Source organism: Enterococcus sp. AZ048 (assembly GCF_051715125.1).
Lineage (GTDB): Bacteria > Bacillota > Bacilli > Lactobacillales > Enterococcaceae > Enterococcus_A > Enterococcus_A gilvus.
Genome location: NZ_JBIOTD010000002.1, coordinates 876,063 through 900,635, shown reverse-complemented (window position 1 = coordinate 900,635; position 24,573 = coordinate 876,063). Strand labels below are relative to the sequence as shown.

Annotated in this window: 21 protein-coding genes; 12 read left to right on the top strand and 9 right to left on the bottom strand. The window is 40.5% G+C overall.

Annotated features, from left to right (window positions below):
- Positions 1-175: 175 nt before the first annotated feature.
- Complete coding sequence (locus IGI66_RS18010) at positions 176-895, bottom strand: hypothetical protein (RefSeq protein WP_438849844.1); 720 nt, start codon at positions 893-895, stop codon at positions 176-178.
- A 646-nt stretch (positions 896-1,541) separates the two neighbouring features.
- On the opposite strand from IGI66_RS18010, the gene IGI66_RS18005 reads away from it, so the two are divergent.
- From IGI66_RS18005 to IGI66_RS17965, 9 genes are all read left to right on the top strand, one after another.
- The gene (locus IGI66_RS18005) at positions 1,542-2,660 is read left to right on the top strand and encodes a tyrosine-type recombinase/integrase (RefSeq protein WP_438849843.1); all 1,119 of its coding nucleotides are present in this window, start codon (positions 1,542-1,544) and stop codon (positions 2,658-2,660) included.
- A gap of 449 nt (positions 2,661-3,109) precedes the next feature.
- Positions 3,110-3,766, top strand: a complete 657-nt coding sequence (locus IGI66_RS18000; protein ID WP_438849842.1) for a WxL domain-containing protein — start codon at positions 3,110-3,112, stop codon at positions 3,764-3,766.
- A gap of 62 nt (positions 3,767-3,828) precedes the next feature.
- Complete coding sequence (locus tag IGI66_RS17995) at positions 3,829-4,887, top strand: DUF916 and DUF3324 domain-containing protein (protein ID WP_438849841.1); 1,059 nt, start codon at positions 3,829-3,831, stop codon at positions 4,885-4,887.
- A gap of 5 nt (positions 4,888-4,892) precedes the next feature.
- Positions 4,893-5,267, top strand: coding sequence for an LPXTG cell wall anchor domain-containing protein (locus IGI66_RS17990; RefSeq protein ID WP_438849840.1), 375 nt, complete (start codon positions 4,893-4,895; stop codon positions 5,265-5,267).
- A complete protein-coding gene (locus IGI66_RS17985; protein WP_438849839.1) occupies positions 5,236-7,746 on the top strand; it encodes a WxL domain-containing protein in 2,511 nt (836 codons plus the stop codon). Before IGI66_RS17990 ends, IGI66_RS17985 begins: the two co-directional genes overlap by 32 nt.
- 12 nt (positions 7,747-7,758) lie before the next feature.
- Positions 7,759-7,989, top strand: coding sequence for a hypothetical protein (locus tag IGI66_RS17980; RefSeq protein ID WP_438849838.1), 231 nt, complete (start codon positions 7,759-7,761; stop codon positions 7,987-7,989).
- 53 nt (positions 7,990-8,042) lie between these two features.
- Positions 8,043-8,780, top strand: coding sequence for a winged helix-turn-helix domain-containing protein (locus tag IGI66_RS17975; RefSeq protein ID WP_438849837.1), 738 nt, complete (start codon positions 8,043-8,045; stop codon positions 8,778-8,780).
- A 372-nt stretch (positions 8,781-9,152) separates the two neighbouring features.
- Entirely contained in the window at positions 9,153-9,644 is a 492-nt protein-coding gene (locus tag IGI66_RS17970) for a YcxB family protein (protein WP_438849836.1), read from the top strand.
- A 208-nt stretch (positions 9,645-9,852) separates the two neighbouring features.
- Entirely contained in the window at positions 9,853-10,050 is a 198-nt protein-coding gene (locus IGI66_RS17965; RefSeq protein WP_438849835.1) for a hypothetical protein, read from the top strand.
- A gap of 65 nt (positions 10,051-10,115) precedes the next feature.
- Here the strand turns inward: IGI66_RS17965 and IGI66_RS17960 are convergent, their stop codons facing one another.
- From IGI66_RS17960 to IGI66_RS17935, 6 genes are all read right to left on the bottom strand, one after another.
- Positions 10,116-11,663, bottom strand: a complete 1,548-nt coding sequence (locus tag IGI66_RS17960; protein ID WP_438849834.1) for a bifunctional metallophosphatase/5'-nucleotidase — start codon at positions 11,661-11,663, stop codon at positions 10,116-10,118.
- 78 nt (positions 11,664-11,741) lie between these two features.
- A complete protein-coding gene (locus tag IGI66_RS17955) occupies positions 11,742-12,545 on the bottom strand; it encodes a metallophosphoesterase family protein (protein WP_438849833.1) in 804 nt (267 codons plus the stop codon).
- A gap of 2 nt (positions 12,546-12,547) precedes the next feature.
- Positions 12,548-13,330, bottom strand: coding sequence for a phosphonate ABC transporter, permease protein PhnE (phnE, locus tag IGI66_RS17950; protein WP_438849832.1), 783 nt, complete (start codon positions 13,328-13,330; stop codon positions 12,548-12,550).
- The gene (phnE, locus tag IGI66_RS17945; RefSeq protein ID WP_438849831.1) at positions 13,327-14,106 is read right to left on the bottom strand and encodes a phosphonate ABC transporter, permease protein PhnE; all 780 of its coding nucleotides are present in this window, start codon (positions 14,104-14,106) and stop codon (positions 13,327-13,329) included. Before phnE (IGI66_RS17945) ends, phnE (IGI66_RS17950) begins: the two co-directional genes overlap by 4 nt.
- Positions 14,078-14,869 (bottom strand): phosphonate ABC transporter ATP-binding protein, encoded by a 792-nt coding sequence (gene phnC, locus IGI66_RS17940; RefSeq protein ID WP_438849830.1) that lies wholly within the window; start codon positions 14,867-14,869, stop codon positions 14,078-14,080. Before phnC ends, phnE (IGI66_RS17945) begins: the two co-directional genes overlap by 29 nt.
- Before the next feature lie 58 nt (positions 14,870-14,927).
- Positions 14,928-15,857 (bottom strand): phosphate/phosphite/phosphonate ABC transporter substrate-binding protein, encoded by a 930-nt coding sequence (locus tag IGI66_RS17935; RefSeq protein WP_438849829.1) that lies wholly within the window; start codon positions 15,855-15,857, stop codon positions 14,928-14,930.
- A gap of 195 nt (positions 15,858-16,052) precedes the next feature.
- Here IGI66_RS17935 and IGI66_RS17930 point away from each other — a divergent pair, with 195 nt between their 5' ends.
- The gene (locus tag IGI66_RS17930; protein ID WP_438849828.1) at positions 16,053-16,733 is read left to right on the top strand and encodes a cyclic nucleotide-binding domain-containing protein; all 681 of its coding nucleotides are present in this window, start codon (positions 16,053-16,055) and stop codon (positions 16,731-16,733) included.
- Positions 16,734-17,776: 1,043 nt separating this feature from the next.
- Here the strand turns inward: IGI66_RS17930 and IGI66_RS17925 are convergent.
- Both IGI66_RS17925 and IGI66_RS17920 read right to left on the bottom strand, forming a co-directional pair.
- The gene (locus tag IGI66_RS17925; protein WP_438849827.1) at positions 17,777-18,685 is read right to left on the bottom strand and encodes a bifunctional helix-turn-helix transcriptional regulator/GNAT family N-acetyltransferase; all 909 of its coding nucleotides are present in this window, start codon (positions 18,683-18,685) and stop codon (positions 17,777-17,779) included.
- Positions 18,686-19,006: 321 nt separating this feature from the next.
- Positions 19,007-19,213, bottom strand: coding sequence for a hypothetical protein (locus IGI66_RS17920; RefSeq protein ID WP_438849826.1), 207 nt, complete (start codon positions 19,211-19,213; stop codon positions 19,007-19,009).
- A gap of 411 nt (positions 19,214-19,624) precedes the next feature.
- Between IGI66_RS17920 and IGI66_RS17915 the strand changes: the two genes are divergently transcribed.
- Both IGI66_RS17915 and IGI66_RS17910 read left to right on the top strand, forming a co-directional pair.
- The gene (locus IGI66_RS17915; protein ID WP_438849825.1) at positions 19,625-20,755 is read left to right on the top strand and encodes a multidrug effflux MFS transporter; all 1,131 of its coding nucleotides are present in this window, start codon (positions 19,625-19,627) and stop codon (positions 20,753-20,755) included.
- A gap of 811 nt (positions 20,756-21,566) precedes the next feature.
- Positions 21,567-23,348, top strand: coding sequence for a MucBP domain-containing protein (locus IGI66_RS17910; RefSeq protein WP_438849824.1), 1,782 nt, complete (start codon positions 21,567-21,569; stop codon positions 23,346-23,348).
- The last annotated feature ends 1,225 nt before the right edge of the window (positions 23,349-24,573 follow it).

Genomic DNA, 24,573 nt, shown 5'->3' with positions numbered 1-24,573 from the left:
CCATTTCTTGTTATTAAATGATGCTTTTTCCTCGTAAACTCCCCCGCGCAAAAGGAGCGCTTCAAGCACAGAATACCACGTCAGGCGGGGAAAGTAACCCCCTTCTTAAGAATTTCCCTCTCCGCAAAATAACACGAGAGAAGGCAGTGCCATCGAAAGATTCCGAGCCGCAACGCTACTCTTCCTCCTCCTCCATCGCCTCCCCAAGAGCCTCCCGTCGTCGTCTCAGGATCGCTTCGGTGAGGTATTGCTGCTGAAAATCGCCGCGATTCGTGCGCCAGCTTTGGAGCAGCGACTGTTCTTTTAAGTGGTCTAAAAATGGGGAATAGGGGAGTTGAAGGTAGTCTAATGGCGTGCCGTTATAGGTCAGCGTCAGAGAATACTCCCGTCGCAGATACGCCAGCGCATACAGCGCCCGTTCCGCTTGACCGATGAAGCTCCGCTTTTGCACAGGCAGCTCCAGCACCAAGCCGCTCATCAGCTCCGCGTAACAGACCCCGTCGATCGTCCGCAGCTCATAGACCGCCAGCGGATTGAGCCACGTCGAATTCTCCGGTTTTTCAAGGGGACAGAGCACGTAATGCCAATTCACGAAGGGCACCTTATAGGAAGAAAGCCCGTCGATCATGGAAAAGCACCGTCGCGTCAATGAATAATCAAAAAACCGATGGGTCTGGTGGAAGGTTCGCAAGGTGTGGAACGTCTCGTTCGGATCAAAGGAATGCTGAGTATCTCGCAAGATCACCGTTCCGATCCCGCAAGGCGCGGCTAATAGCGCTGATATCGCTTTCAAATCATAGCGATTAAAGACAGGCGCATCCTCCAGCAGATAGAGCCATTCCTCAGACATTCGATCATTGTACAAAAGTTTTCCCTGTAGCACGTCAGTTGACATATGCATCACTCCTATTACATTTGATGCCTCGAGTATACAGGAAAAAGATCCCTTGTCTCCTAATGAAAAAATTCAATAAATAACAGATAAAACCGAATAAAAATCAAAATATTCAGTAAACAAGAAATATTTAATAAAAATGAATTGTTTTATTACAGCTCATAAACCGCCAATAAACAGTAAAAAGACAAAAAGCGTTGTTATTCATATGAAATTATGCTTTTATCTTAAAGGGAGAAAAAAAGACAGACGGAAAAACCAAAACAACACCGAAGACACCAAAAAACCGCCAGAGAAAGGAATTCCGGCGGCTTTATCAGAAAGGAGAGTCTGGAAACAGGAACGAAAATAAAACGAAGAATAATCATTATTAAATGGTAATTATTCTTTTTTCTTGTTTTAAATAAAAACAAGACATCTAATAATAAATCAGAAAAAACATTTTATTTTCCGTTTACCAAACTCTTTACATTACAAATTATAAGATATAAAAAAATGATTTGCAACGATTAATCAAAAAATATTATTCTTTTTAAATAATTTGGATTATTTAGTTGGGTAAACAAGGGTTTTACATTACAGGAAAGGTCACTTTTACGAGTAGTCAGAATGGCTCGTCAAGCCAACTAGAAAGGATGGTTATTTTATGAATACCATGTTACGTGAAGGAAGGAACATTTATCACAGGAAGGACGGTCGATGGGAAGGACGTTATCCCATCGGTCGAAAGGTCAATGGACGCTTGAAGTACGGATACATCTACGGGAAGTCCTATCAAGCTGTACAAAAGCGTTTGTACCCATTAAGGGAACAATCCAAACGCATGATGGAATTGTACGGAAAAAGTCTGATGACCTACCACGAATGGGTCGTTCAATGGAAAAAATCTATGCAACGAACGGTCAAAGCCTCCACCTATTCGGATTACTGCTACAAGCTCTCTCGTTATTTGCTCCCAAGCTTAGGAAGCTTGGCACTGTATCAAGTCACATCAGAACGTATCCAAGAAGTCGTCGATCACTTTACAGAGATTGGACTTTCACCCAACAGTATTCAAATCATTGTCTGTCTATTGAAGAAAACACTGAATGATGCCAGAAAACAAGCGCTTATTTTTAAGAACCCGTGTGATTCTGTTCACTTGCCAAAGAGAATCAATAAGAAAATCAAGGCATTGACCCTTGACCAACAACACGCCCTGTTAGATGCCGTCGAAGAATGCAAGGATGATAAAGGAAAGGCGGTCACTCTCGCCCTAAATACAGGAATGCGTATCGGAGAGGTGGCTGCGTTGAAATGGGAGAACGTTGATTTTGCTAGAGGGATACTCTCGATTACTCAAACGTGCCATCGAATTAGAACAGGCGAAGATAGGCGAACCACCGTATCCTACGATACGGTGAAAAGTCGCGCGTCTCGACGCATCATCCCAATGAACCATAAAGTACAACAGTTATTAATGAAGCTAAAAGAAAAAAGAACCAGTGAATTTGTTTTTTCAACAGGTACAAGAGGCTGTGAACCAAGAACATTGACCTACCATTTCCATCAACTAAGAAAGAAGGCAAAATTAGGAAACATCCACTTCCACCAACTACGACATACCTTTGCGACACGATGCCTAGAAGCAAAGGTCAGTATCGCCTCCGTCAGTTCTTTATTAGGTCATGCCTCTACGAAGATGACCTTAGACGTTTACGCAGACTCAATGCTAGAAGAACGAGTCACTGCCGTGTACGCCATCGAAAAACTAGGATTCGGTTGACCAACATTAGATAAACAATAGATTTTAATGATAAAACAGTGAATAACGCCATTCACGGGAGAGCCTTTTTTTGCCTTTTTAAGGTAAGCGCTAACATATTGAAAATCCTCATATCTGCAAAAATGCCTCAAAATTGCACGAATTTATTAAGAAAGTATTAAGAAAAATTATTCCAATTTTGTCGTTTTTGTTATTTTTGAATCTTAATAATTTGAGAACGAGCCGTCAAAAATAGCCGTCAACCTAAATATTAGCTAGAAACAAGGTAAAAATAAAGTACCCCTTGTTTTTATTTATAATAAGACACCCTATAACTCAGGAAATAACTCTTATAAACCAAGTTTACCATTTCTTTTCGATTATTTTCTAATTTTTTTGGTATCGACAGTGTGGTGCTGTTTGATATAGAAATCTCAAAAAAAAAATAAAAAAGAGGGAGAGAAAAAGAGATGAAAAAAAGAATTTTTGCTGGTCTATTAGCCAGTGCAACAGTTTTAGGAGTGTTTGTGGCAGGGGGAACCGCATTAGCCGCTGAAAAGGATAGTCACGATACAGAAGTAGGGATCGGGTTCTCAGCTCACACGGTACCACCAGGAACAGACCCATTAACGATTTTATGGGCACCGATCAATTTTGACTTTGGAACAACGAATACAGTGAATACTGCTGCGGCGACCTTCAATGAAACTTCGGCTGCAAATAGATACGTGGTCGTAGAAGATGACCGTGTAGAGTCAAATGCAGACAAATGGGAATTAACAGCGAAACTAAGTGACATGAAAGATGGCACTGTTCAATTAACTGGGGCGACATTGAGCTTTGACGCAGTGAAGAAAGCCTACACGGGAACAGCCGCTCCAGAAGTGTCAGGTTCGATCATTGCACCGACAGCAGGACACACAGCGACAGTACCTGCAACTCAAACATTGGCACAAAGCGCTGCAGCCGTGAAGGTCATGGAAGATGATGGCGCAGGTACTTCTTCTCATAAAGGAACGACCGCAGTGGAAATGTCGAATATCAAAATGAACGTGCCAGGGAATGCTGCTCAGGCAGGCAAACAATACAAAGGCAAATTAACTTGGTCATTGGATGACACGATTTAATTGAAAGATAGAAGAGGAGCAGGAGGCATCTCCTCTCCCCTTTTTTTATGGAGGAGACCGGCATGACGATACGAGAAACAGGAAAAAGAATCGGTCTGATCGTACTTCTAGTATGGCTGACCGTCTTTATCCCGACATCCGCACAGGCAGAGGAGGACGCGCAGAATCCCGCAGGCTATACTGTGGAGAGCGTGATCCCCGACAATCAGGTAGATAAAGAGAAGACCTACTATCATCTAAAGATGGTACCCGAACAAGCCCAGACCATTCAGGTCAAGGTCATCAGTATGCAGAAGGAACCCGTGAAGGTGAAGCTTGCCGTCCACGATGCCGTCAGCAGTGAAGTCGGTGCCATCGACTATGCGGCGGAAAAGCCGAAACTGGATAAAAGTCTGAAAGACCCCATCACGAGCTTCGTGAAGATCAAGGGGGATCAGAAGGAGATCACGGTTCAGAATTTTGAGGAGAAGATCGTCGAGTACGAGATCCAGATGCCAAAAGAAGCCTATGCAGGGGTAAAGCTGGGTTCCTTGCGCTTTCTCCGAGAAGGGGAAGAAGACAAGGAGAATCAATCAGGTCTGATCCCAGAGTATGCCCGCGTGATCGCCTTGATGCTGACAGAAGACGAGGACACCTTCAATCATGGCGCGGAACTGCATCTGAAACACGTGCAGCTTTCTTTGTCTAATGGACGAAAGGTCATCGCGGCGAATATCCAGAACGACCAGCCGAAGGTCCTGCAAAAAATGACGATCAAAGGACAGGTAAAGGAAAAGGGCAAATCAGAGGTTCTCGCCAAGCACGAGATGGAGGACTTCTCTGTCGCACCGAATTCTAATTTCAACTTCGAGATCCCCCTCGGCGTCGAGCGCTTCTTGCCGGGGACGTATGTTTTCACAGGAGAAGCCAAAGGCGACGGGAAGACATGGAAATGGGAGGAAGAATTTACCGTCGGGGAGAAGCAAGCCGAGAAGATCAATGAAGAGACCGTCTTCAAGCTCCAAGTACCGAAGTGGGTACCGTGGGTCGCTCTAGGATTGGTACTTGCACTGATCGGACTGGGGATCTTCCTCAGCTATCGTCAGAAGCAGTGGCAACACCAAGCAAATGAAAGGAAGTGAGGGATGTGAAACATAAAAAATGGGTACTGTTGGCTGTCTTACTGGCGACCGTCGCCCCACTGACTGCTTCGGGAGAAGAAATACAGGGAGAAGTGGGGATCGGCTTCATGGCAACACAGCCCGCGGAACCCGATCCAACACCGATCCCGCTGCCAAAGGATCGCACACCGAGCGACGATATTCTGCCCTACACATCAGGCAGTGGCAAAGACTACCCAAGTGCAAGATCAGGGTCATTACCAAAAACGGGAGAAGTGCGCCATGCGGGGATGCAGTGGATGGGGCTTCTTTGTATCTCCTCAAGTTTTTGGCTCTTTCTCTTTACCCGACTGAGAGAGGAGGAAGACGATGAACAAGAAAGCAGTTTCGAGAATAGGTAAATCGATGGCATTGCTTCTATTGCTCTCGTCTTCCCTTCCTTTTTCTCTCGCTTACGCAGAAACGGTGGAGGAAGTACCGACCAGTGAAACCACCATCAGCACGATGGCAGATGATCCGTTAAAGGACAAGACCGAGAGTACCACCGATCACGTTCCTACTATAGAAGAGAGCGACAAAGAAGCAACCCAAACCACGACCTCTGAGACAGCATCCACAGAGGAAACGAAGACGACCGATTCCAGTACCGAGGACGCCACGAAAAAGAAACCAAAGCCTAAACCTTTTGGTGGTGGGGTTGGACCTCAAACGGTGAATCTGATTGAGGGTGTGGATATCGATGCGGACTTTGCGCAGTTGTTGAGGACGGGAGTAGCAGCGATTGCAGTTATAGGGGGCGGACCTTGGTCAGGATTAGGGAAAGGGCAAGATCAGTTGACGGATGATGATATGGCGGCGCTGAGTAGAATAATTGTAAGTAATAGAAACTTAGCAAGTTTGAAGGGCATAGAGTACGCGGTAAATTTAGAGGAATTAGATTGCTGGGGTAACGCAATTACTACACTAGATTTGAGGTCAAATACAGCATTAAAAAAATTAGAATGTAAATTAAATCAACTAAGTAATTTGGATATAACTGGGTGTACAGAATTAGAAAATATAAATTGTAGTTTTAACAAACTGACTACCTTAGATTTGACATCAAAACCTTCGCTAAAAAAAGTGGACTGTAATTCTAATCAAATTACTGCCTTAGATGCAACTGCAAGTACAGCATTGACCTACTTAGATTGTCATTATAATCTCCAGATGAATTCTTTAAATCTACCTCCAAGTACAGAATTAACCTATTTAAATTGTAGTATTAATCAGATTACGACCTTGGACATATCAGCAAACATTGCGTTGACCGAATTGGACTGTTCTGATAATCAAATAACAGCTTTGGATGTAGGTACAAACACAGCTTTGACAAAATTAAGCTGTAATATTAATCAGCTTACCACCTTGGATATAGCAGCAAACTTGGAACTGAATTATTTAGACTGTGCTGTTAATCAGCTAACCAGGTTAGATGCAAGTAACAATACAAAGTTAGAGGAATTAGTTATCGCCGTTAATAAGATCTCGAGTTTAAACGATTTATCGATTTTAAATTCCTTAGAAAATTTGCACCTCGATTATAATATGATTAGCGATATTACTCCTTTACAAGGGTTTTCGAATTTAACAAAATTCTATGCCAGGTTTCAAGAAATAAAAATCCCTGTTCCTAAGGTGAATAGTGGTCAAGCAAAAGTAGAAGTGTTGAAAACAACTGCACATACTGGATTAACCGCTACTAACGGGGACGTAACACCAGTTCCTACTTTTACTTATAATGGCGATGATATTGTTATGTCGAATGTTTCTCGACCGTCATTGAGTGATAAGTTCATCAACTTTTCATATGATGGAACACAACTTACTGAAGGTGCTTCCAGTGGTATGAAAGAATTCGGAGGTACAATCACGTTTTTCACAGCTAGCGATTTAGAAAACGAGCTTTCTGCGAATAAGAAAAAAGTGAACTCAGGCGATGAAGTGGAGTGGACATGGAAAATCACCAGCTTGAGTGTAAAGAAGGCGGAGGATGTTCATGCGACATTGAATGTACCTGCGGGCTGGGTCGTTGATCCTAGTAGTGTTACGAAGAATGGCAGTCCTGCAACGATTGGTGACATAGACGGGACGAATTCTCACGGAGATATGAATACAGGCGAAGTGATTACCTTTACCTTTAAGACCACGGCTTCTGGGAATGCGGGGGAGTGGTTGGATGTGAAAGGTAGATTAGATTGGAAGGATGATACGATTACCAGTCCGTATGACAATGAATCAAAGGTTAGTATTCAGATTTTAGACGACGAACAGACCTACACACCGAAGGACAGTAACGACATTGCGTTGCAATCCGTCCCGATTTCCTTTGATTATGGGTCTCACCATAATGTCTCCGCTTCGGCGCAGACGCATCATCTAGGTGCGGCGAATTACCAGTCCAACACGAATGTGGTGACGGATGGCTTCTACACGCGGGTGAAGGATGATCGGACGATCAGCACGGGGTGGAAGCTGACGGCGAAGTTGTCGGAGTTTCGCGACAGCGGGAATCAGGTGATGCCGAATGGGGCGGGGACGTCCTTGAAGCTGGAGAACATGACCATCGAGCGGGTGACGGATCGGGATACACCACAGGAAGTGATTGATCCGACGCCGTCTGGGGCAGATGTGCCTAGTAGTGTGACCGCGACGGAGACACTGGTGGCGGGTCAGGCGACGGCGAAGACACTGGTCCATGCGCAGGTGAATGAGGGGCGTGAGACGTGGCAGCTTCGGATGCCTTTTGACAAGGTCTCCTTGAATGTCCCTGCGAATGCCGGGAAGAAGGCGACGCGCTACCGAGCGCGATTAACGTGGTCATTGGATGACACGCTTTAGGAGGAAACGAGTATGACTATTCCCGTGTGGCTGGGGATTTTTGGCGCGATCGCGCTGGGGGGATTGATCAGCTTCCTGCTGTTCTTCATCAAGGACAGCAGGCTGCGGCTGGTGCATGACCGTAAGTCGACGGTGCTATTAGCAGACTGCGGCTTATTGTTCATCATGCTGCTGGCGATCGTGGCAGCGATCTTTCTCTACCTTGATTGGCAAGCGCAACTGAATTACTTTTTAGGAAATTAAAGGAAAGAAGTAGGCGCGAGTCTGCTTCTTTTTACTAAAGGAGGGCGATCCACATGAAAAGCATATTGATTTTGACGAAAAATTTAGTCTTAGAGCAGGCACTACAGGAGCGGCTGCAGCATTTGAGCTACGAGGTCTTTTGTTCGGTGCAATTATTTGAGTGTCTCAGGACCTGTGAGTACCAAGAAGAAGCGCAGATCGAGTGGCTCGAGGAGTATCTGACCAATTACAAGGTGATCATCCTCAGCGAGACCCTCTCAGACAGCGAGATCAAGGGGATCTTACCGACGCTACAGGCGAGAAACGGGGTCTTATTGCGGAAATTAAGCAGCGCCCCCACCAAAGAAGAAGAGGAACAGCTCAAGAGTCTGGGGATCGACGACTGGCTGGTAGGCGACAGCAGCTTGGACTTCCTGCGGGAGCAAATGTCCGAAAAGCTCAAGTCTTTCCACAAAGAAGACGCCAATATCGTCTTTCTTTACCCCGAATACACCAACGACGGGAACCTCAAGAAGCTCCGTGCCAGCCTCTCCAATAGAGAGCTGTCGGCACTGGACTGCCTCATGCAGGCAAAAGGAGAAGTCGTCTCACGAGAAGAGCTGTGCGCCTGCCTGTGGAATGAAGCACCCAATAATTCCCACCTGTCCCAAGCCTCCGTCCTCATCAAGCGCATCAAGGTCAAGCTAGGAGAAGCCGGCTACGACCCCGAGCTGCTGAAGACGATCTGGGGCAAAGGCTACCTGCTCTCGAAGAACACGCTGCGAAACCAGAACCTGCGCCATATGAGATAGCCCCGCGTGTACATACGTTGCCGCGTGTATCGGTGAAAAGAACCTGACGCACAGGTGCGTCGGGTTTTTTCGAGGGAAAGGTCGAGTGGAAGGTCTCGATTTTCCATAACGAAGGAAGAGAGGCAGGAACGACGGGAGACGGGTTTTTCGTTTCTCTTGAATCTTTCATCGGCGGTGGGAAAAACGGGCGGGCGTTCGGTCTTCTCCCGCCCTTACCTCAGAGGAGATTCCTGTGTATCATACAAGTAAAGAGCGTAAAGGAGGCGTTAACACATGATCGAGGTAACGAGTCACTTAACGAAGGAGGAATGGCTGCGGTTCAACCTAGCCTATCTCCGAGCAAGCGTGCGCCCGAGGCGGGGGCTGCACCTATTGACGGCGGGGATGATTGCTTTTTTATTCGTCGTAACGGCTATTCGAGGGATCAATCATTACTTTTTCTTCCAGTGGTACACACTGCGCCTTGGGATGTCTGATCCCGTGATGCTGGAAAAGCTCCTGTTGGTGTTTGTCTTTTTGGTGCTGCTGCTGGCGGCTCTCTATCGGTTGGACGATCATTTTTCCCAGACTTTTGCGAGAAACCGGCTAAAAAAATGGCTGCAACGACCAGAGAATCACGTCTATTACCAAGAAAGTCGGGTACGGATAGACGAAGAAGCGATCGCGACATTTTCACCAGCCATCGACCTGCGAGTCGCGTGGGGGCAAGTAGTAAAGGTGGTCGAGACAGAGGAGGTCCTCGTCGCCTTCGCGACAGAGGCGATGTGCGTGGTGCTGTCTAAAAAAGGACTAGAAGAAGCGACCCTCACCGAGATCCGCGACCGCATCCACGCCCACCACCCGCAGAAAATCACGCGGCTATAAAGGAAGAAGAAGGAGAGAGCCCCACCAAACAAGAACAAGGAACATAGGGAGAAAAATGAAAAAGACTGTGATGACCGAGTATCCACACCCTGACGACGTCCTAACCAAGATCCAAGCCCTCGCCTACACCTCAAGCGAGACACAGGCCGTCTACCTAGAGCGCCTGTCCCAATGCAAGAAGCCCGCAGACTATCACGAGCTGCTCGCCGTGATCGATGCAGGGGAAAGACACCTTCATTTGATCCATCGCGAATACTTCCAGCAAGTTGAGACCTGTGTGTTAAAAATCAATGATTGTAGGCATCTCACATTGGTCGAGAAACGCCACTGGATCGAGCGGCTGGTCGCCTGTGATTTTGTTGAAGATGTTGTGGCGGTTTATGGAGAGGCGATGGAAGAATTCTGATAGGTTTCAATAAATTCATCTAACGGTTCTGGTAATTCTTCCATAAAAAGGGAATGGAAGGACGGCTACAAAATCACTTGAAAATTATGATCAGCTTTGGCTTGGATGACTGGATGTTCCTTTAGATAATCTGCTATTAGTTCGGTCATGTCGACTTGGATTTCTCGCACAATTTTATCAGCGCTGAACATATTGTAATTGCCGCCGCCGATTGCGCGGTATTGATTGGTCACGACTTCAAGTTCTTGGTCAGCGGTGATGGGGAGGTCGTTGAATTTCAGTCTTGTTATTCGTTGTCCGGCGGGCTGATTCATATCGATTGTGTAGTCAATTCCTTCGTACATATCGTAATTATAGTATTGTGGTTTGGGTTGGATAAAGGCCGGATTAAAGATGATTTTGCCATCCTCCACCCCCAAATAATTGGCAGTTTGCTCTAATGCGGCACTCAAGTCTGCGCCGCTGACTTTGATTACTGCCAAAGTGTTTGGATAGATATAGTTTGTAATGACATCCCGCATGGTAATCGTCTGGCCAAACCCTTTTCCTTCATTATTAAAAAGTGCGGTGCCTGATATTGCTGCTCCGCTGGCGAACATCTGGACTCGATTGATAAATTCTACATAAGGATGTTCGTTCAGGCGAGCCTGCATCGGATCATCAATCCGCATATCACCTTCAACTTGCCCTAATGTTTGATCTAGCCAATGTTCCAATTCTTTTTCCATAGGTTCAATTGCGCTGATAATTTGTGGATCGGGCGCGACGTCTTCAACAGAGTGCAATATCGCATGGCTGTCCGTGACAACGAACTGTTCGTCCATTTTTTTTACGGTTAATTGAATTTCTCCGATATGATTGCCTTGGTAACCAGGCTGAACAACCGGAACGCCGTTGATTTTAGTTGCGATTGTTCGATGCTGATGCCCAGTAAAAAGAGCGTCGATGCCCGCCACTTCCTGCAGCAATTGATAACCTTCGTTTTCCCCAGTTAGCGCCTCGGTTGCTTCACCTGTTGCTAGATCTTTTTCAAATCCGCCATGATAGCTAACTACGACTAAATCTGCTTGTTGCTTCAGGAGTGGTACGTATTTTTTTGCAGTCTTAACGATGCTTTCGAAGGTCATTCCATTCAGTGTCTCTGGCTTTTCCCAATGTGGGATGTATTGGGTGGTGAGTCCCAATACCGCGATTTTTAATCCTGCTTTTTCGAGGATAGTATAAGCCTTGCCAAAATAGGGCTGCCCGGCTTGATTTAAAATATTCGCCGCTAGAACAGGCGCCTGATAATTTTTGATGGCTTCTTTTAAATAATCGATCCCATAGTTAAACTCATGATTGCCAATGAGCTGAACATCGTAATTCATCAAATTAATCAGGTTCGTCAGTTCTTTCGCCGAGTGCTGTTCTTTAGCGAGATAATAGCTCAGAGGGGAGCCCTGAATAAAGTCGCCGTTTTCGATTGCAATCAAGGGCCCCTCTGTTTGTGCTCGCAATTCTTTCATTTTAGCAGCAACCTTAGCAACACCGATAGGCGAGTCTGTTGTGCCGGAATAGGCGGTTGGATATACGTACCCATGCATGTCGCTCGTTTCCAGAAGAGTAATGATCACTCTCGTTTCTCCTCCTTTTTGAATCGTTTTTATGATAGTGAAGAGACCGATGCATTAATCCAGTCGGTCTCATTTTTTTTATCTTCTCATATCGAGTGTTTTTAGAACATTGCCCGGCATAAAGTTCTCGGATGTCTGTCGAGTCACTCGGCCATTTTTGAGCTGATAGAGATTGTATCCGTGGCGTTCTTCAAAACGAACAAGGCCATCGCCTTCATCCTCGCCAACAAAGGACATGCTGGAGACGGTGAAATAAGGGATGCCATTAATCTCATCGCTGAAGGTGTGATGAGTATGTCCATTTAGAATGCAACGAATATCATAGGGAGCGATCAATTCTAAGAATCGTTCAGTTCCCGGCCATTTAGGTATCGCGCTTTGCTGCGCCAGCAGGTGATGGTGGGTCACTAAAATAATCGGCTGATTTTTCTCTTGTTCCAAAGCGTGCTCCAGCCAGTGGAATTGCTGTTGGTCAACGATTCCATCTGCATAGCCGTAACTAGAATTATCAAAGGAAATCACGCTGAACTCAGGATAGTTCACGATCCGATTGTAAGGAGCAGAAGAAGCCGCTTCTTGACACCAGCCAACATGAAAATGCTCTTTGATATCATGATTGCCTAAAGTTACAATAATTTCCGTATCAACCAGTGCCTTTTTCAGCCAGTCCTTCAAATAGCGATAATCGTCTATTTCTCCATCTTCAGTCAAATCTCCGCTGATGATCACAAGATCAAGAGCGGTTTGGCTTTGCAAATGGGTTAAGCACTCACCTAAAGGAATGAGAGGATTCTGCATTTTCGCCAACACGCCTTTATAGCCCTCGTTACAGGCTTCATATTCTCTGCGAAAATGAATATCTGATATATGCAATATGTTCATAATTATCTCAATTTCTTTCTTATGATTCCGGTTATTTGATCTAAAATAAACACGGTAACAACAACACCGATCAAAATAATGCTGACTTTGCTCCAAGAGCGTGTCTGGATCGCGAAAATCAGCGGTGCGCCGATTCCGCCAGCGCCTACTAAGCCGAGTGTTGCTGCGCTGCGAACAGCGATTTCAAAATGATTCAATGCTAACGAACAATAGATTGGCATCAAGTAGGGGATTCGTACAAAGAAGATTGTTTGCCAAAAATTGGCTCCAACCGCATGCATATCTTCCACTAAACGTTCATCCATCGCTTCCATTTCTTCGGTAAACAATTTTCCCAGCATTCCAAGCTGGTGAACGCCGATTGCCATGACGCCAGCAAAAGGACCTGGCCCGACGACTTTTACAAAAATAATCGCAAAAACTAATTCAGGAAAAGCCCGTAAAACGTTACAGACAAATTTTCCCAGATTCGTCACCCAAGGATGCGCCTGCCATAAATTTACGGCACTGATTAATGTTATCGGGACAGCCAGAACAGTTGCGATCATCGTTCCTAGACAAGCTATTCCGATCGTTAGCAGCAGCAAGCTCAGCAAATCTTCACCGCTGCCGTCATATAAAAAGCCCCAATCAGGCTGACCTAGGCCGCGCAACACATCCATTCCCCTAGCAGGTGAGAAGGTACTTAGACCAGAGTAGTCTAGAGTTGCTGCTGATAAGACAACTAGGATGACCAATACGGCTAATGACACCAATGCTTTTCTGCTCATTTCGCGAATCATCATAACAGGGACCTCCTTACGCGTTCGCTCATTTTGTCCACGATCGTTACTGTGATCAAAATCGTCATGATAATGATCGATACCCGTTCGTAATTCAACAATGCCAAGGAAGAGTTCAAGATGACACCAATCCCACCGGCACCTACGTATCCAAGAACGATCGACGCTCGAACATTAACTTCAAATGCATAAAAAGCATAGCTGGCAAATTGACTTATTACTTGCGGCGCAATCGACCAGATCGCAATCTGCATCTTGTTGGCACCGACTGACGCAGTGGCTTCGATCGGACCAAAATCAATCGTTTCGATCGCTTGGAACATCAACTGAGAGACCATTCCAAAGGTAAAGACAGCGATCGTCAGTACCCCCGTTGCTTCACCAATGCCAAAAACCGCAACAAATAATGCTGCTAAAAGCAGGGTAGGAATCGTTCGAACCAACCCTAAAAGGAAACGGAAAATAGTAGAGAGCCAGCGGTTTTCAGTGACAACGGTCGTCGCTAAAAAGCTGACAGGAACGGCGAAAATCAAGCCGATCACAGTTCCCAACAGAGACATCTGCAGCGTCTTGATCATCGGTTCCACCAGTTTAGGCAGATAGCTGAAATCAGGATGAACAAAGCGGGATAAGAAGGCGGTCATTTGACTAGAATATTGAAAGACCTGTGAAAAATCGGCCGCGGTGATCCAGACGCTTCCCTGAAAGCAGGCAACTAAAAACAAAAGAATAAGCAGGTGTTTGTACCATTTAAAGTGAACTGTCTCTTTCAAGCTCATCGATTTCGCCTGCCTTTTCTTCAAAAATTGCTTTACCGTAAATTCGATTCAAACGTTCATCGGTCAAAGCTTCTGGTGAGCCGTCAAAAACAACTTGACCGGCATTCAACGCGACCACACGAGTGGAAAACTCACGTGCCAGCGGTACCGAATGCAGATTGACGATGACGGTTTTGTTCATCGTTTGATTGATTTTTTTCAAATCTTCCATGACTTTTTGTGTCGTAATGGGGTCTAAAGAGGCGACTGGTTCGTCGGCTAAAATGATCGGCGCCTGCTGAACCAGCGCGCGAGCAATCGAAACCCGCTGTTGCTGACCGCCGCTCAGCTCGTCACTGCGGGTCTGTAATTTGTCAGACAGACCGACTGTTTCTAAGGCTTGTTTGGTTTGCTGATAATCTTCTTTTGTGAAGAGGCCAAAAATACTTTTCCAAGTCGAATAATAGCCCAAGCGTCCAGACAAGACATTCTTCTGAACGGTACTGCGTTTAACCAGGTTAAAGCTTTGTGAGATCAAGCCTATCTGGCGGCGAATCATTCGTAATTCCTTTTTGTTTGCTTTTGTAATAGAAGTCTCGTTGATCCGAATGTCGCCTTCTGTCGTAGAGACCAACCGATTGATGCTGCGTAGCAGAGTGCTTTTTCCGGCTCCGCTCAATCCGATGATGGAAACAAATTCGCCATCTTCAATAGTTAGATTGATCTCCTTTAGACCTACGACGCCATTCGGGTAAACCTTCGAAACATTGTCAAAAATTATCATTATCGTTCTCCATTTTTTAAAGTGTCAGCAAAGAAGCTTGCTGACACTTAGTGATGTATTATTCGGCTGCTTTTTTCGTGTAATCTCTGATCGTGTCATACGCAGAATCGGCTGCTTCTTCATAGCCTTGATGTCCCCATAGTGACATTGCTTCGGCCCCATCTTCGTCATCCTTCATTTCAAGGAACGTCTTTTTGATCTTCGCTTTCAGATCTTTCGACATATCTGGTTGAACAGCAATCGCGTCATTTGGAATGTCGCCTTCTGTTAAATACAATACTTTCAAGTCTTTAAATAGATCATTATCTGAAAAACTAGAGGCAAATACATTTCGAGCACCTTCAAAAACAAAAGCCGCATCCATTTGTTTATTCAACACTGCGGTAATCTCACTAGGAATATCGTTGACAGTCGTCATTTTTGTTTCGGTCGTTGGATCAACGCCTGCGTCCTTAAGTTCAGCAACGGGATATATATAACCGCTGGCTGAGTTTGGACTTAATGTTGCGATATTTTTCCCTTTAAGATCAGCAAGTTTCGACATATCGCTGTCCGCCCGAACTAAAACTTCACCCTTAAATGTATTCGTCAATTTGTCTTTTAATGGTAGACCAGTTTTTTGATCGTAATCACCTAACTGAGAAGTTAGGATGGCTTCAGCAGCATTTGCATCCTTTGCTTGAACATAAGCAGCGGGGGGCATAATGCCGACATCGACTTGACCTGAAGACATGGCTTCGACAATCGTTGAATAATCAGTAGCTAAGGTAACTTCTACGTCGCGATCTAGTTTCTTAGATAGGTATTTAGCGAAGGGCTTAGTTTTTGCTTCCATGCTGCCGTCGTTGTTCGTCGGAACGAATTGAACCACCAATTTTTCTTTACTATCCTTATCGGAACTGCTGTTTGTACTGCCTGAACCGCAACCCGCTAAAGCTGTAAGTAACATGACTCCGATAAATCCTTTTGCTAACTGTCTTAAATGCATTTTTTTCCTCCTGTTAGGTATGTATTTCTATTACGTCTAAATCATAGCAAGGAATGAAAAATAAATAAGTGACGCACGTCCTATTTTACACAATTTTTACATACAATTTACAAATAATTATATAAATCGTTCGTATTGAGCGAATTTTCAATCTAGGCTATAATAAAGAAAAAACTCTTTAGAGGTGACCTTTTGATGAAAAAGTTTCATGACGCTGAGCAACTATCTGCTTACGTTGAGATGCATCATTTGCAGGATTATATGGACTCGGATATTTTGGCGATGGCTTCTTTACAATATTTTGAAAAGGAAGAGCACCTCATTCGAACGGGAACGACTTCTGATTTTCTATACTTTTTAGTTGATGGAACGGTCATGGTCTATTCCTATTCTTCGGATACACAGAACATTTGTATCGACCATGCAAAGCCCGCGACACCGCTGGGAGAAGCATCTTCATTATGGGGCCTGCTGCCAAAAAGTAGTGTGAAGGCTGTCTCAAATTGTATGTGTGTCAGCATCCCACTGAACCAATATCGGGAACAGTTGCAGCAGGATGTCCGCTTTTTGCAAAATATTTGTCAGCTACTTAGCTACCGGTTGAACTCAGGGGTTAACTTGGCGAACTCGCTAGCAGAACCGGTAGAAACACGGCTAGCTAAATTCATTTTAACGAACCATGAAAATGAAAAATTTTCTTTTCGTCTGACGACTTGCGCCTCTATCTTAAATGTCAGCTATCGCCATCTTTTGCGAACAATGACGAATTTTCGTGATGCGAATATCTTGGAAAAAAAGAAAAATTATTATTTAATCAATGATTTCGACGCGTTGAATGATTTGGCTGAAAATCTTAGCAGTCCGGCAAAATCCTAGAAATCAATCCTAAAGTAAGACGCATTATACTTGAAAATAAAAAAGAGCTCTAATCACCATCGCCCAAATGGATTGCGACGGTGTTTTTTTGAGTAAAAAGAAAAATACAATAGTGTTCAGTATATAGGTATGCTATACTTCGAAGACGTGTCAAGACACGTGTTGCGGAGAGGAGCAAAATAGTGAAGAACGTTCTCGTTTCATTCCTATTTTTAGCGTTATTTTTAACGCTAGTCGGCTGTTATCAAAATCAAGGAGAGGTAAAGACAAGCAGTTAACACCAAAGAAAGACTTTACCTATAACGAAACAAATAATCCTGAAGACAATAATACGAACATAGATCAAGCCATAAAAAACAGTTCACAACGATTATTAGTTTAAGTTATTTGCAGGCAGAGGGATTGAAAAGCGCGGCCTAAGCGAATCCTGAATTGAATTTTGCCCTGGTCGATGGCGATATTTCTTTACAAGAACAACGGGTCTATTGTACTGATCTAAATTTTTTTCAACCTTAATTTCAACTTTTGTGAGCTGATAGAACCCAATAACTACAGAAATTCCGATTATCAATATTAATTGAATAAATGTAGTTATTGTCCAATTCATTGATAGCATGAACATTATTAGTGAGTATGACGGAAGAGTAATTCTTTCAAAACGACTTAACTTTTCGAGTTTAAAAGCTTTGCGACAAAGAATTAAGACCATTAAAATCAATAGTAATAAAGAAAAACTATTCATAGGAATCCTTTCATAAATAATTTATTAAAACTACTGTACCCAAATTTTTCTAACGGAGGAAACAGTCAATATTTTGGAATTCAAGTAGACTTTTAGAAGGGGAAAGATAATAAAAACAGTTCTCTTAAAACTGCTTTTTCTATTTTGAGAACCATCCCTATTGGTAAAAACAATGAGTAGACTGTATTACTGTTTTTTTTGATAGTAATCAATGATTATTTGGTCGAAATCTAAACCTTTAAAAACTAGTAAAAGTAAATTCCATATTTGCTTCTTCATTTAACTTTAATTCCTTTATAAATTATAAATCTAGGTCCCATCGTTCTTCTAAAACCGGTGAACCCCATTCGTTATTTTCATGGGTATCTACCATTTTAAAGCCGTTTTTTGCATATAGATGACGAGCTGGACCTAGTGTGCTAAATGTCCATAAAAAAACCTTTTTATAATGATTCTCCTTGCAAAATTCAATAGCTTTATCAACAAGTTTATTTCCTGCACCAAATCCTCGTAAAGAAGAATCAATGAAAAAGAATCTCAATTGTGCTGTGGAACTGTCTATATGAGTGATAGCAATACAACCTAATGATTGTCCGTTATTCTCTAAAATGTAGATACAATCTTTTCTTTTATCAAAATGTTTTACAAGTTTCTTTACACCATCTTTTATATAGGATTTCCATTCATCAGTAGTTAAACCATATTCAACTTCATAAAGTTTGATTTGACGAGAAATTATAAAATCTAAATCATCGTTAGTGAATTGGCGGATAACAATAGAACTGGTTGCCTTCGTAAAGTATTTCCTTATGGTATCCATGGCTAAACATATTTCTTTGCATTCTTCAATTTCCAACGGATCAATCATTTGAGCAATTTGCATATTTGATTTATTGATAAGCTCGTTTATGGTTTCAATACCCTTCTTAGTTAAACTGATATAATTTGCCCTGTTATCTTCAGAAGATATTTTTTTAGTGATAAGGTCGTTTTTGCTGAATTTTCTGATAATTCTGCTCATATAACTTTTATCAATAGATAGTCTTACAGATAAAGTATTGGCTTTACAGTTCCCCAATTCATATATTTCAAACAATATTCTTGCCTCTGTTAAAGAATATTCAGATTCCAATATATTCTGATCTATTAAACCTAGAATGTTAGTGTAAAATCTGTTGAAGCTTCTAATATGATTTGTTATTTTATTCATAAAAAGTGTCCTCCCGATTAAATTGTTGACAAAGTCTACTATAATCATAATATGAGAAATGGTGGACATTGTCAACTTATTTAGCGAGGTGGAAGAAACTTAAGGAATCTATTATATGATTACGTTCAGAATGGGTGAAGAACAACTTAACGAAGCAATGTCCGGATTATGGAATGATGGAGAGCTTAAACGCTTTAGGCAGTAGACAGAGGAAACAGTCAATGTTTGTGACTATTAACCAAAAAACTCCAACAACTATTTGCTAATCTTTTTAGTAGAAAAATATGGTTTAGGGTATTTATTCTGACTATCACTGCTTGTTTATTCCTTTGTGGTTTTTATTTTATTAATAGTAATAGGACTTAAATTCAGTTGTCGCATTATTTTCCTATAAATTGAATAAGCTAACTTAGGTCTATCGAGAAAGAGGGCTGTAGCTTTTTTTAAACGAGCATTCACTTTTCTCAATTCAGCAACTTCTTTTCCAGTCAGTCCTGTGGGTTGATTGGGTAAATATAAATTTTCCATTTGTAAATTGTTGCTTCAGATAAGCCATATTCTTTAGCCAATCCCTCGAACAGAGCGTTCAATTTTATTCAGTTCAACAATCATCTGTTTGAAATTTTCTTCGTATCGGAGCATAAAATTCATCCTCTCATAAATTAGTTTAATTTATTTTTATCTCTACGAAAAGCTGTCTAAGATTTGATACTAACACCAAATTTTAAATAGAAAGTAGACCAACAATAAATTAGATGTTAGTATATAAACTTATAGAAAGAGGTGATATCGTGAATTTTTATGAATGGATAAAAATTATGATTCCACCATTCCCCGTCAATGGATGTTTTTCCCTAGATTATAAATAATTAGGAGACTTTTTATGGAGAAAAACATCACACCAAAAAAAATATAAGCTTAGCATTACTAGTTTGTCTTGTGGGATTTCCGCAAATTAGTGAGACCATTTACACCCCTTCTTTAATGGATATTGCTGTATCTTACCGGATAACATTAAATCTAGCTCAAATGACTATAAGCATCTATTTTCTCGCTTTTGCATTAGGTGTCTTCTTTTGGGGAATCAGTTCAGACTATATAGGTCGTAGGAAAGCAATGAACTCGGGAATATTCGTATATATTCTAGGTTCATTAATCTGCTTTAATTCAGGTAATATTACATTATTTTTTATTGGAAGATTTATCCAAGCATTTGGGGCAAGCACGGGTTCGGTTACCACACAAACAATTTTACGCGATAACTATCAAGGAAATGAAAGACATCAGCTATTTGCAAAAATATCAGCAGCTCTAGCATTTTCGCCCGCTATTGGACCACTAGTTGGTGGTTTTCTAGGACAATATTCTGGTTTCCGTTCTGTATTTTTGTTCTTAATATTAATGGGTGTTATCCTACTATATTGGAGTCTGAAAAATTTACCAGAAACAAAAGCTGATGTACAAGTAAATTTTGTCACAAAAAATATTCTGATTATTGGAAAAAGTATGCTATTAGACCGTTACACAGTCTCTTTTGGAATCTTAATTGGTATTTTTAATGGTATTTTATTTAGTTTCCATTCAGAGGGACCAACTATCTTTATGGAGACATTTCATTTCAGTCAAAGTCAGTATGGGTTAATAGGTTGCGTGGTTGCTTCGGCAACAATTTTAGGATCATGGTTATCCAACAGAGCGTTAAAAAGGACAACGCCCATTTTTATCATCAAAAATGGAATTGGAGTATCTTTAATGGGTTCGCTTTTACTTTGTATTCTAGCGCTTTTAAAACTACCTTTACGAGCTCAAGTACCTTTATATATATTAGGTATTTTTATTATACTTGCAGGAATTGGCATGTCTCTACCAAACTGTTTAAGTTTGGCGTTATCCAAATTTTCAAGAGAAGTTGGAACGGCTGGAGCAATTTTGAGCTTAGGCTACTATATTATCGTTAGTACAAGTACCTTTTTGATAAGTTTTTTTCATACTGGATCTCTTATCGTGTTTCCTTTATTTTGTGTCCTAATGCTACTAATTTCATTTGTTCTCATTCAATTAGCAAAATAGCTCTAAGTAAGGAAAGTTAGTTTTGAATAGTATGTATTTAATGAAAAAATAAGATCGAAATATTTTATAGATGGTTTTATTGCAAGGTTCTAATTAGTTTCTCTTTTGTAAAAAATGTTGAAAAAGTTAGATAAGAAATGTTAGATTTTTTTTCATTTTACGTTCTGTTTTAACCATAATCAAAGGTATAAAAGTAATTCGATAAATATACAAGAAAGTCGAAAAGAAGTTCATTTTTCGGCTTTTCTTTTGTATACAAATCTAGGATTTGTTAGGGATTTAACGATGAGAGTATCTTCAAAAGACATTCATCATTTTGAAACTTTGATATTAAAAAGCTTACATTGAATATAGATAATTGATACAATTTGCATGTGACATTCATAAAGGAGTAAAAATAGGAAACCCGATCAACGGCTATCAAATAATAGATGGTTTATTGATTTTCATTGGTATTTTAGTTACTTCAAAATTCTCTAGAAATTGACTATGACTTTAAATAGACCTGTTTATTTTGAATGACTTCCTAAATGATTACTAGGATTCTATTTACCAATTAAGAATTACGAAAGATTCTACATAAATATTATAGATAGGATTTAATTTTTATTGATAGGCTAAGAGTTTATATATAAACACATGTCAAAATGAGAGTTTTTAGTTGTCGATTGGTTCTTATGTAAATAATCTCCAAAAAAGGTGAATACTTTCAAAAAAAATTATTTACTTTTAAAGCACTTCATATTTAGAATTGTAGTCTGTAAAGGTAGTTAATCCGTATATAGTGAGTGAAACAATAGAGGGGTGTGTTATGGGAAATAGAAAAATTAAATTGTTAGGATTGTTTCTGGTAACAATAATTTGTGGAATTACGTCACCAATTAATACATTAGCAAATGATAATTCAAGAAGTCATGTAATATATGATTATGTATCTATGGATTCATTAACGAATAATCAAAAGGGACGTATTATTAAAGGAAATCCTAGTGAAATTCATTTATATGACATCGAAAACTATCTATTTATTTATCAAAGGGAGGAACCGATATCTGCAAAATATTCAAATGGAGATATAGAAAAAAACAAACAGGTTTTAGGTTCCAAAGATTACTATTATGAAAAAAATCCAAAATATAAGACATCAGATAATCCTAGTGACTTTAAAAACAGAGGTCTTCCAGAAACTGGAGATATAGGTAATGATATTGTTATGATGATCTTGGGCGTCCTTTTAGTTGCTGGGATTTTAAGTGGCATCATTTTGAAAACAAAAAGATACAAAAATATCTTGTTGATTTTTATCTTTTTTGGAAGTAGTAGCTTTTTCGTCCCCTCAATTTCTCATGCTGTAGAGATAATTTTTTTAAGTAAACAAGAATCTGTTACTTATCTCAAGGGAAAAAAAGAGATGAAATCCCCTGAAGTAATACCAGGATATAACTACATAGGATATATTCATACATTCCAGAATAAGAACAAACCACTCTACCCCAAACTGGGAAATGTACTCGTAAAGTATCAGGATGAAAATGGGAGTACCTTAATTCCTAGCGAAACTATAAAAGGTGCCATAGGAAAAAAATTTGACACGATATTTAAAAATATTGAAGGATATACCTTCAAGGAATCAATTGGTACAACAACCGGTGTCTTCAGTGATAAAACGCAAGTGGTAACGTACGTCTACACTAAAATACCTGTTGCATTAGGAGAAGTACAGGTTAATTATGTTAATCAAGTTGGAGACAAGATACATGAGGCACAAACAATTAAAGGGAAACTTGGGGATTCATATGATGCTTCGACTGAAAAATATCAATTAACACTCGAGGGATATGTTTTAAACTCATCTAAATTACCCAGTAATATGAGAGGAGTTTTTACTGATCAAAAACAAGAAGTAACATATGTATTTAATCAACGACCTATTATAAACGGAGAAGTGCTTGTTAATTATACAGATCAGGATGGAAAAACGATACATGAGTCACAAGTAATTAGAGGAAAACTTGGTGATTTTTACAATGTTTCAACCGAGAATTATCAGTTAAATCTTGAGGGATATGTGCTAGATACTTCTAAATTACCTAACAACATAAAGGGCAATTTTTTAGAACAAAAACAAGAAGTAACTTTTGTCTATACTAAAAAAGAACAAGAGTCTACAATAACTATTAAATTCCTGGATTTAAATGGTAACCCATTTACTATTTACGACTTGAGTAAATATAAAGAAGGTTCTTTGATTCCCATATACCCCAAACTTGATAAGTACAAGGTTTTATTAGACTACAATCAAAAGATCTATTCTCAAGGGGAACAGGTCTCTGACATTCTTTTGTCAGGGAAACTTGGGGAACATTATCAAGTACCAGAGGAGATGAAATTTACGATTATAGATGATGAAGGGAATGAAGTTCCATTGGTTGGTTCTGTAGATAACGACGGAAGCTTTAGTGGTATAAGATATTGGATAAACGATTTTGAAATACCTACTAATCGGGAAGGTGTTTTTGATTCTAAAAATATAGTCATTTATTATCGCATCAATGAGCATGTTTTTTCAGCACCACCTGATAAACAACAGTAATTGAAAAATTATAACGATATAGACAGAATCCTGTAATTAGACAAAAATACTTTATAGGGTTATGTTGCAAACTTTTTCTGATTTTAATTTTACGTTATAACCATGAGTAAATTCAGAATTTAGCATTGGTGTGCATCATACCACGATTCTCTGTACAAGGTAAGAATACTGGTAACCGTTTAAAACGGCTAATTCGAGATTTTTTTAAAAAAGCATGTTGAATTATCAACTTGAAATCAAACTAACTTGAAGAAACTGTTGATTATGACAATCTATGGGCACCGAATGAATGTGGATATAAGGAGAATCTTAATAGATTACTCAGATTGTATTTTACAAAGCGGAACCCTTCTAGATCATTTAAATTCATCAATGTCTATTATAATGGGAATAGGAACAGTAGCTTACCAATTTGCAGCTATAGGTTCTAAAATAGAGATGTAAAAAATGTAGTTATTCCTGCCGCTTCTCAAGGTAAAAGGGCACGAATTTTGTTATATGATGAGAAACCACATACGTCACACTCAGTAACAGTTTTAGCAATCAATTAGTTATAAAATAATTGATGTTAATAATTCACCCCCAATTATTTTTAGGAGATATCTATGAACATGAATTTTAAAAAAATATACAAAAGATATATAAAAGAATTCCTAACGATAATCGTAGTATCAATCTTAGGTAAATATTTACTCGGCAAAGAAATACTAAGTTACAAAGTCCTTATCTTTTTTACTCTCCTATTTTTGATATATGCGCCACTTGCATATATCAGAGATAAAAAGAAATAAGCAGATGTAGAAAAGCAAGACTCTAACATTAAGAAAGCATTTATTTTTCTTTTACCGCTGCTTTAATCTTTATTCAGTTTAGTAAAGGAGTTCTTATTGTTTTCAGCTTTTGCTTAAAGAAGAAATAGTTGCAAATCAGAGTCCATGCTCAATTCGAGGGATGGAGCTCTGATTTTTTTATGTTTTCTAATTTCGTATAAAATTAATTTTTCTTTTCACTACTGTCTTTTCTCATTCTTTCAATTATTAAATCATTTAAAATCTAAAACAATAGGCCCCATATTTACACTCCAATAATTTTCGTATTCACTAACAAAGATTAACTGTATTGAGTGTAGTAAAGTGTACAATAAATGGTATTTTTTTTCGATAGTTCGTACTTAAAGGGTGTGCCATTGAAAAAAATAGAGGAGATTATAGTGTGCGGAAGTTGG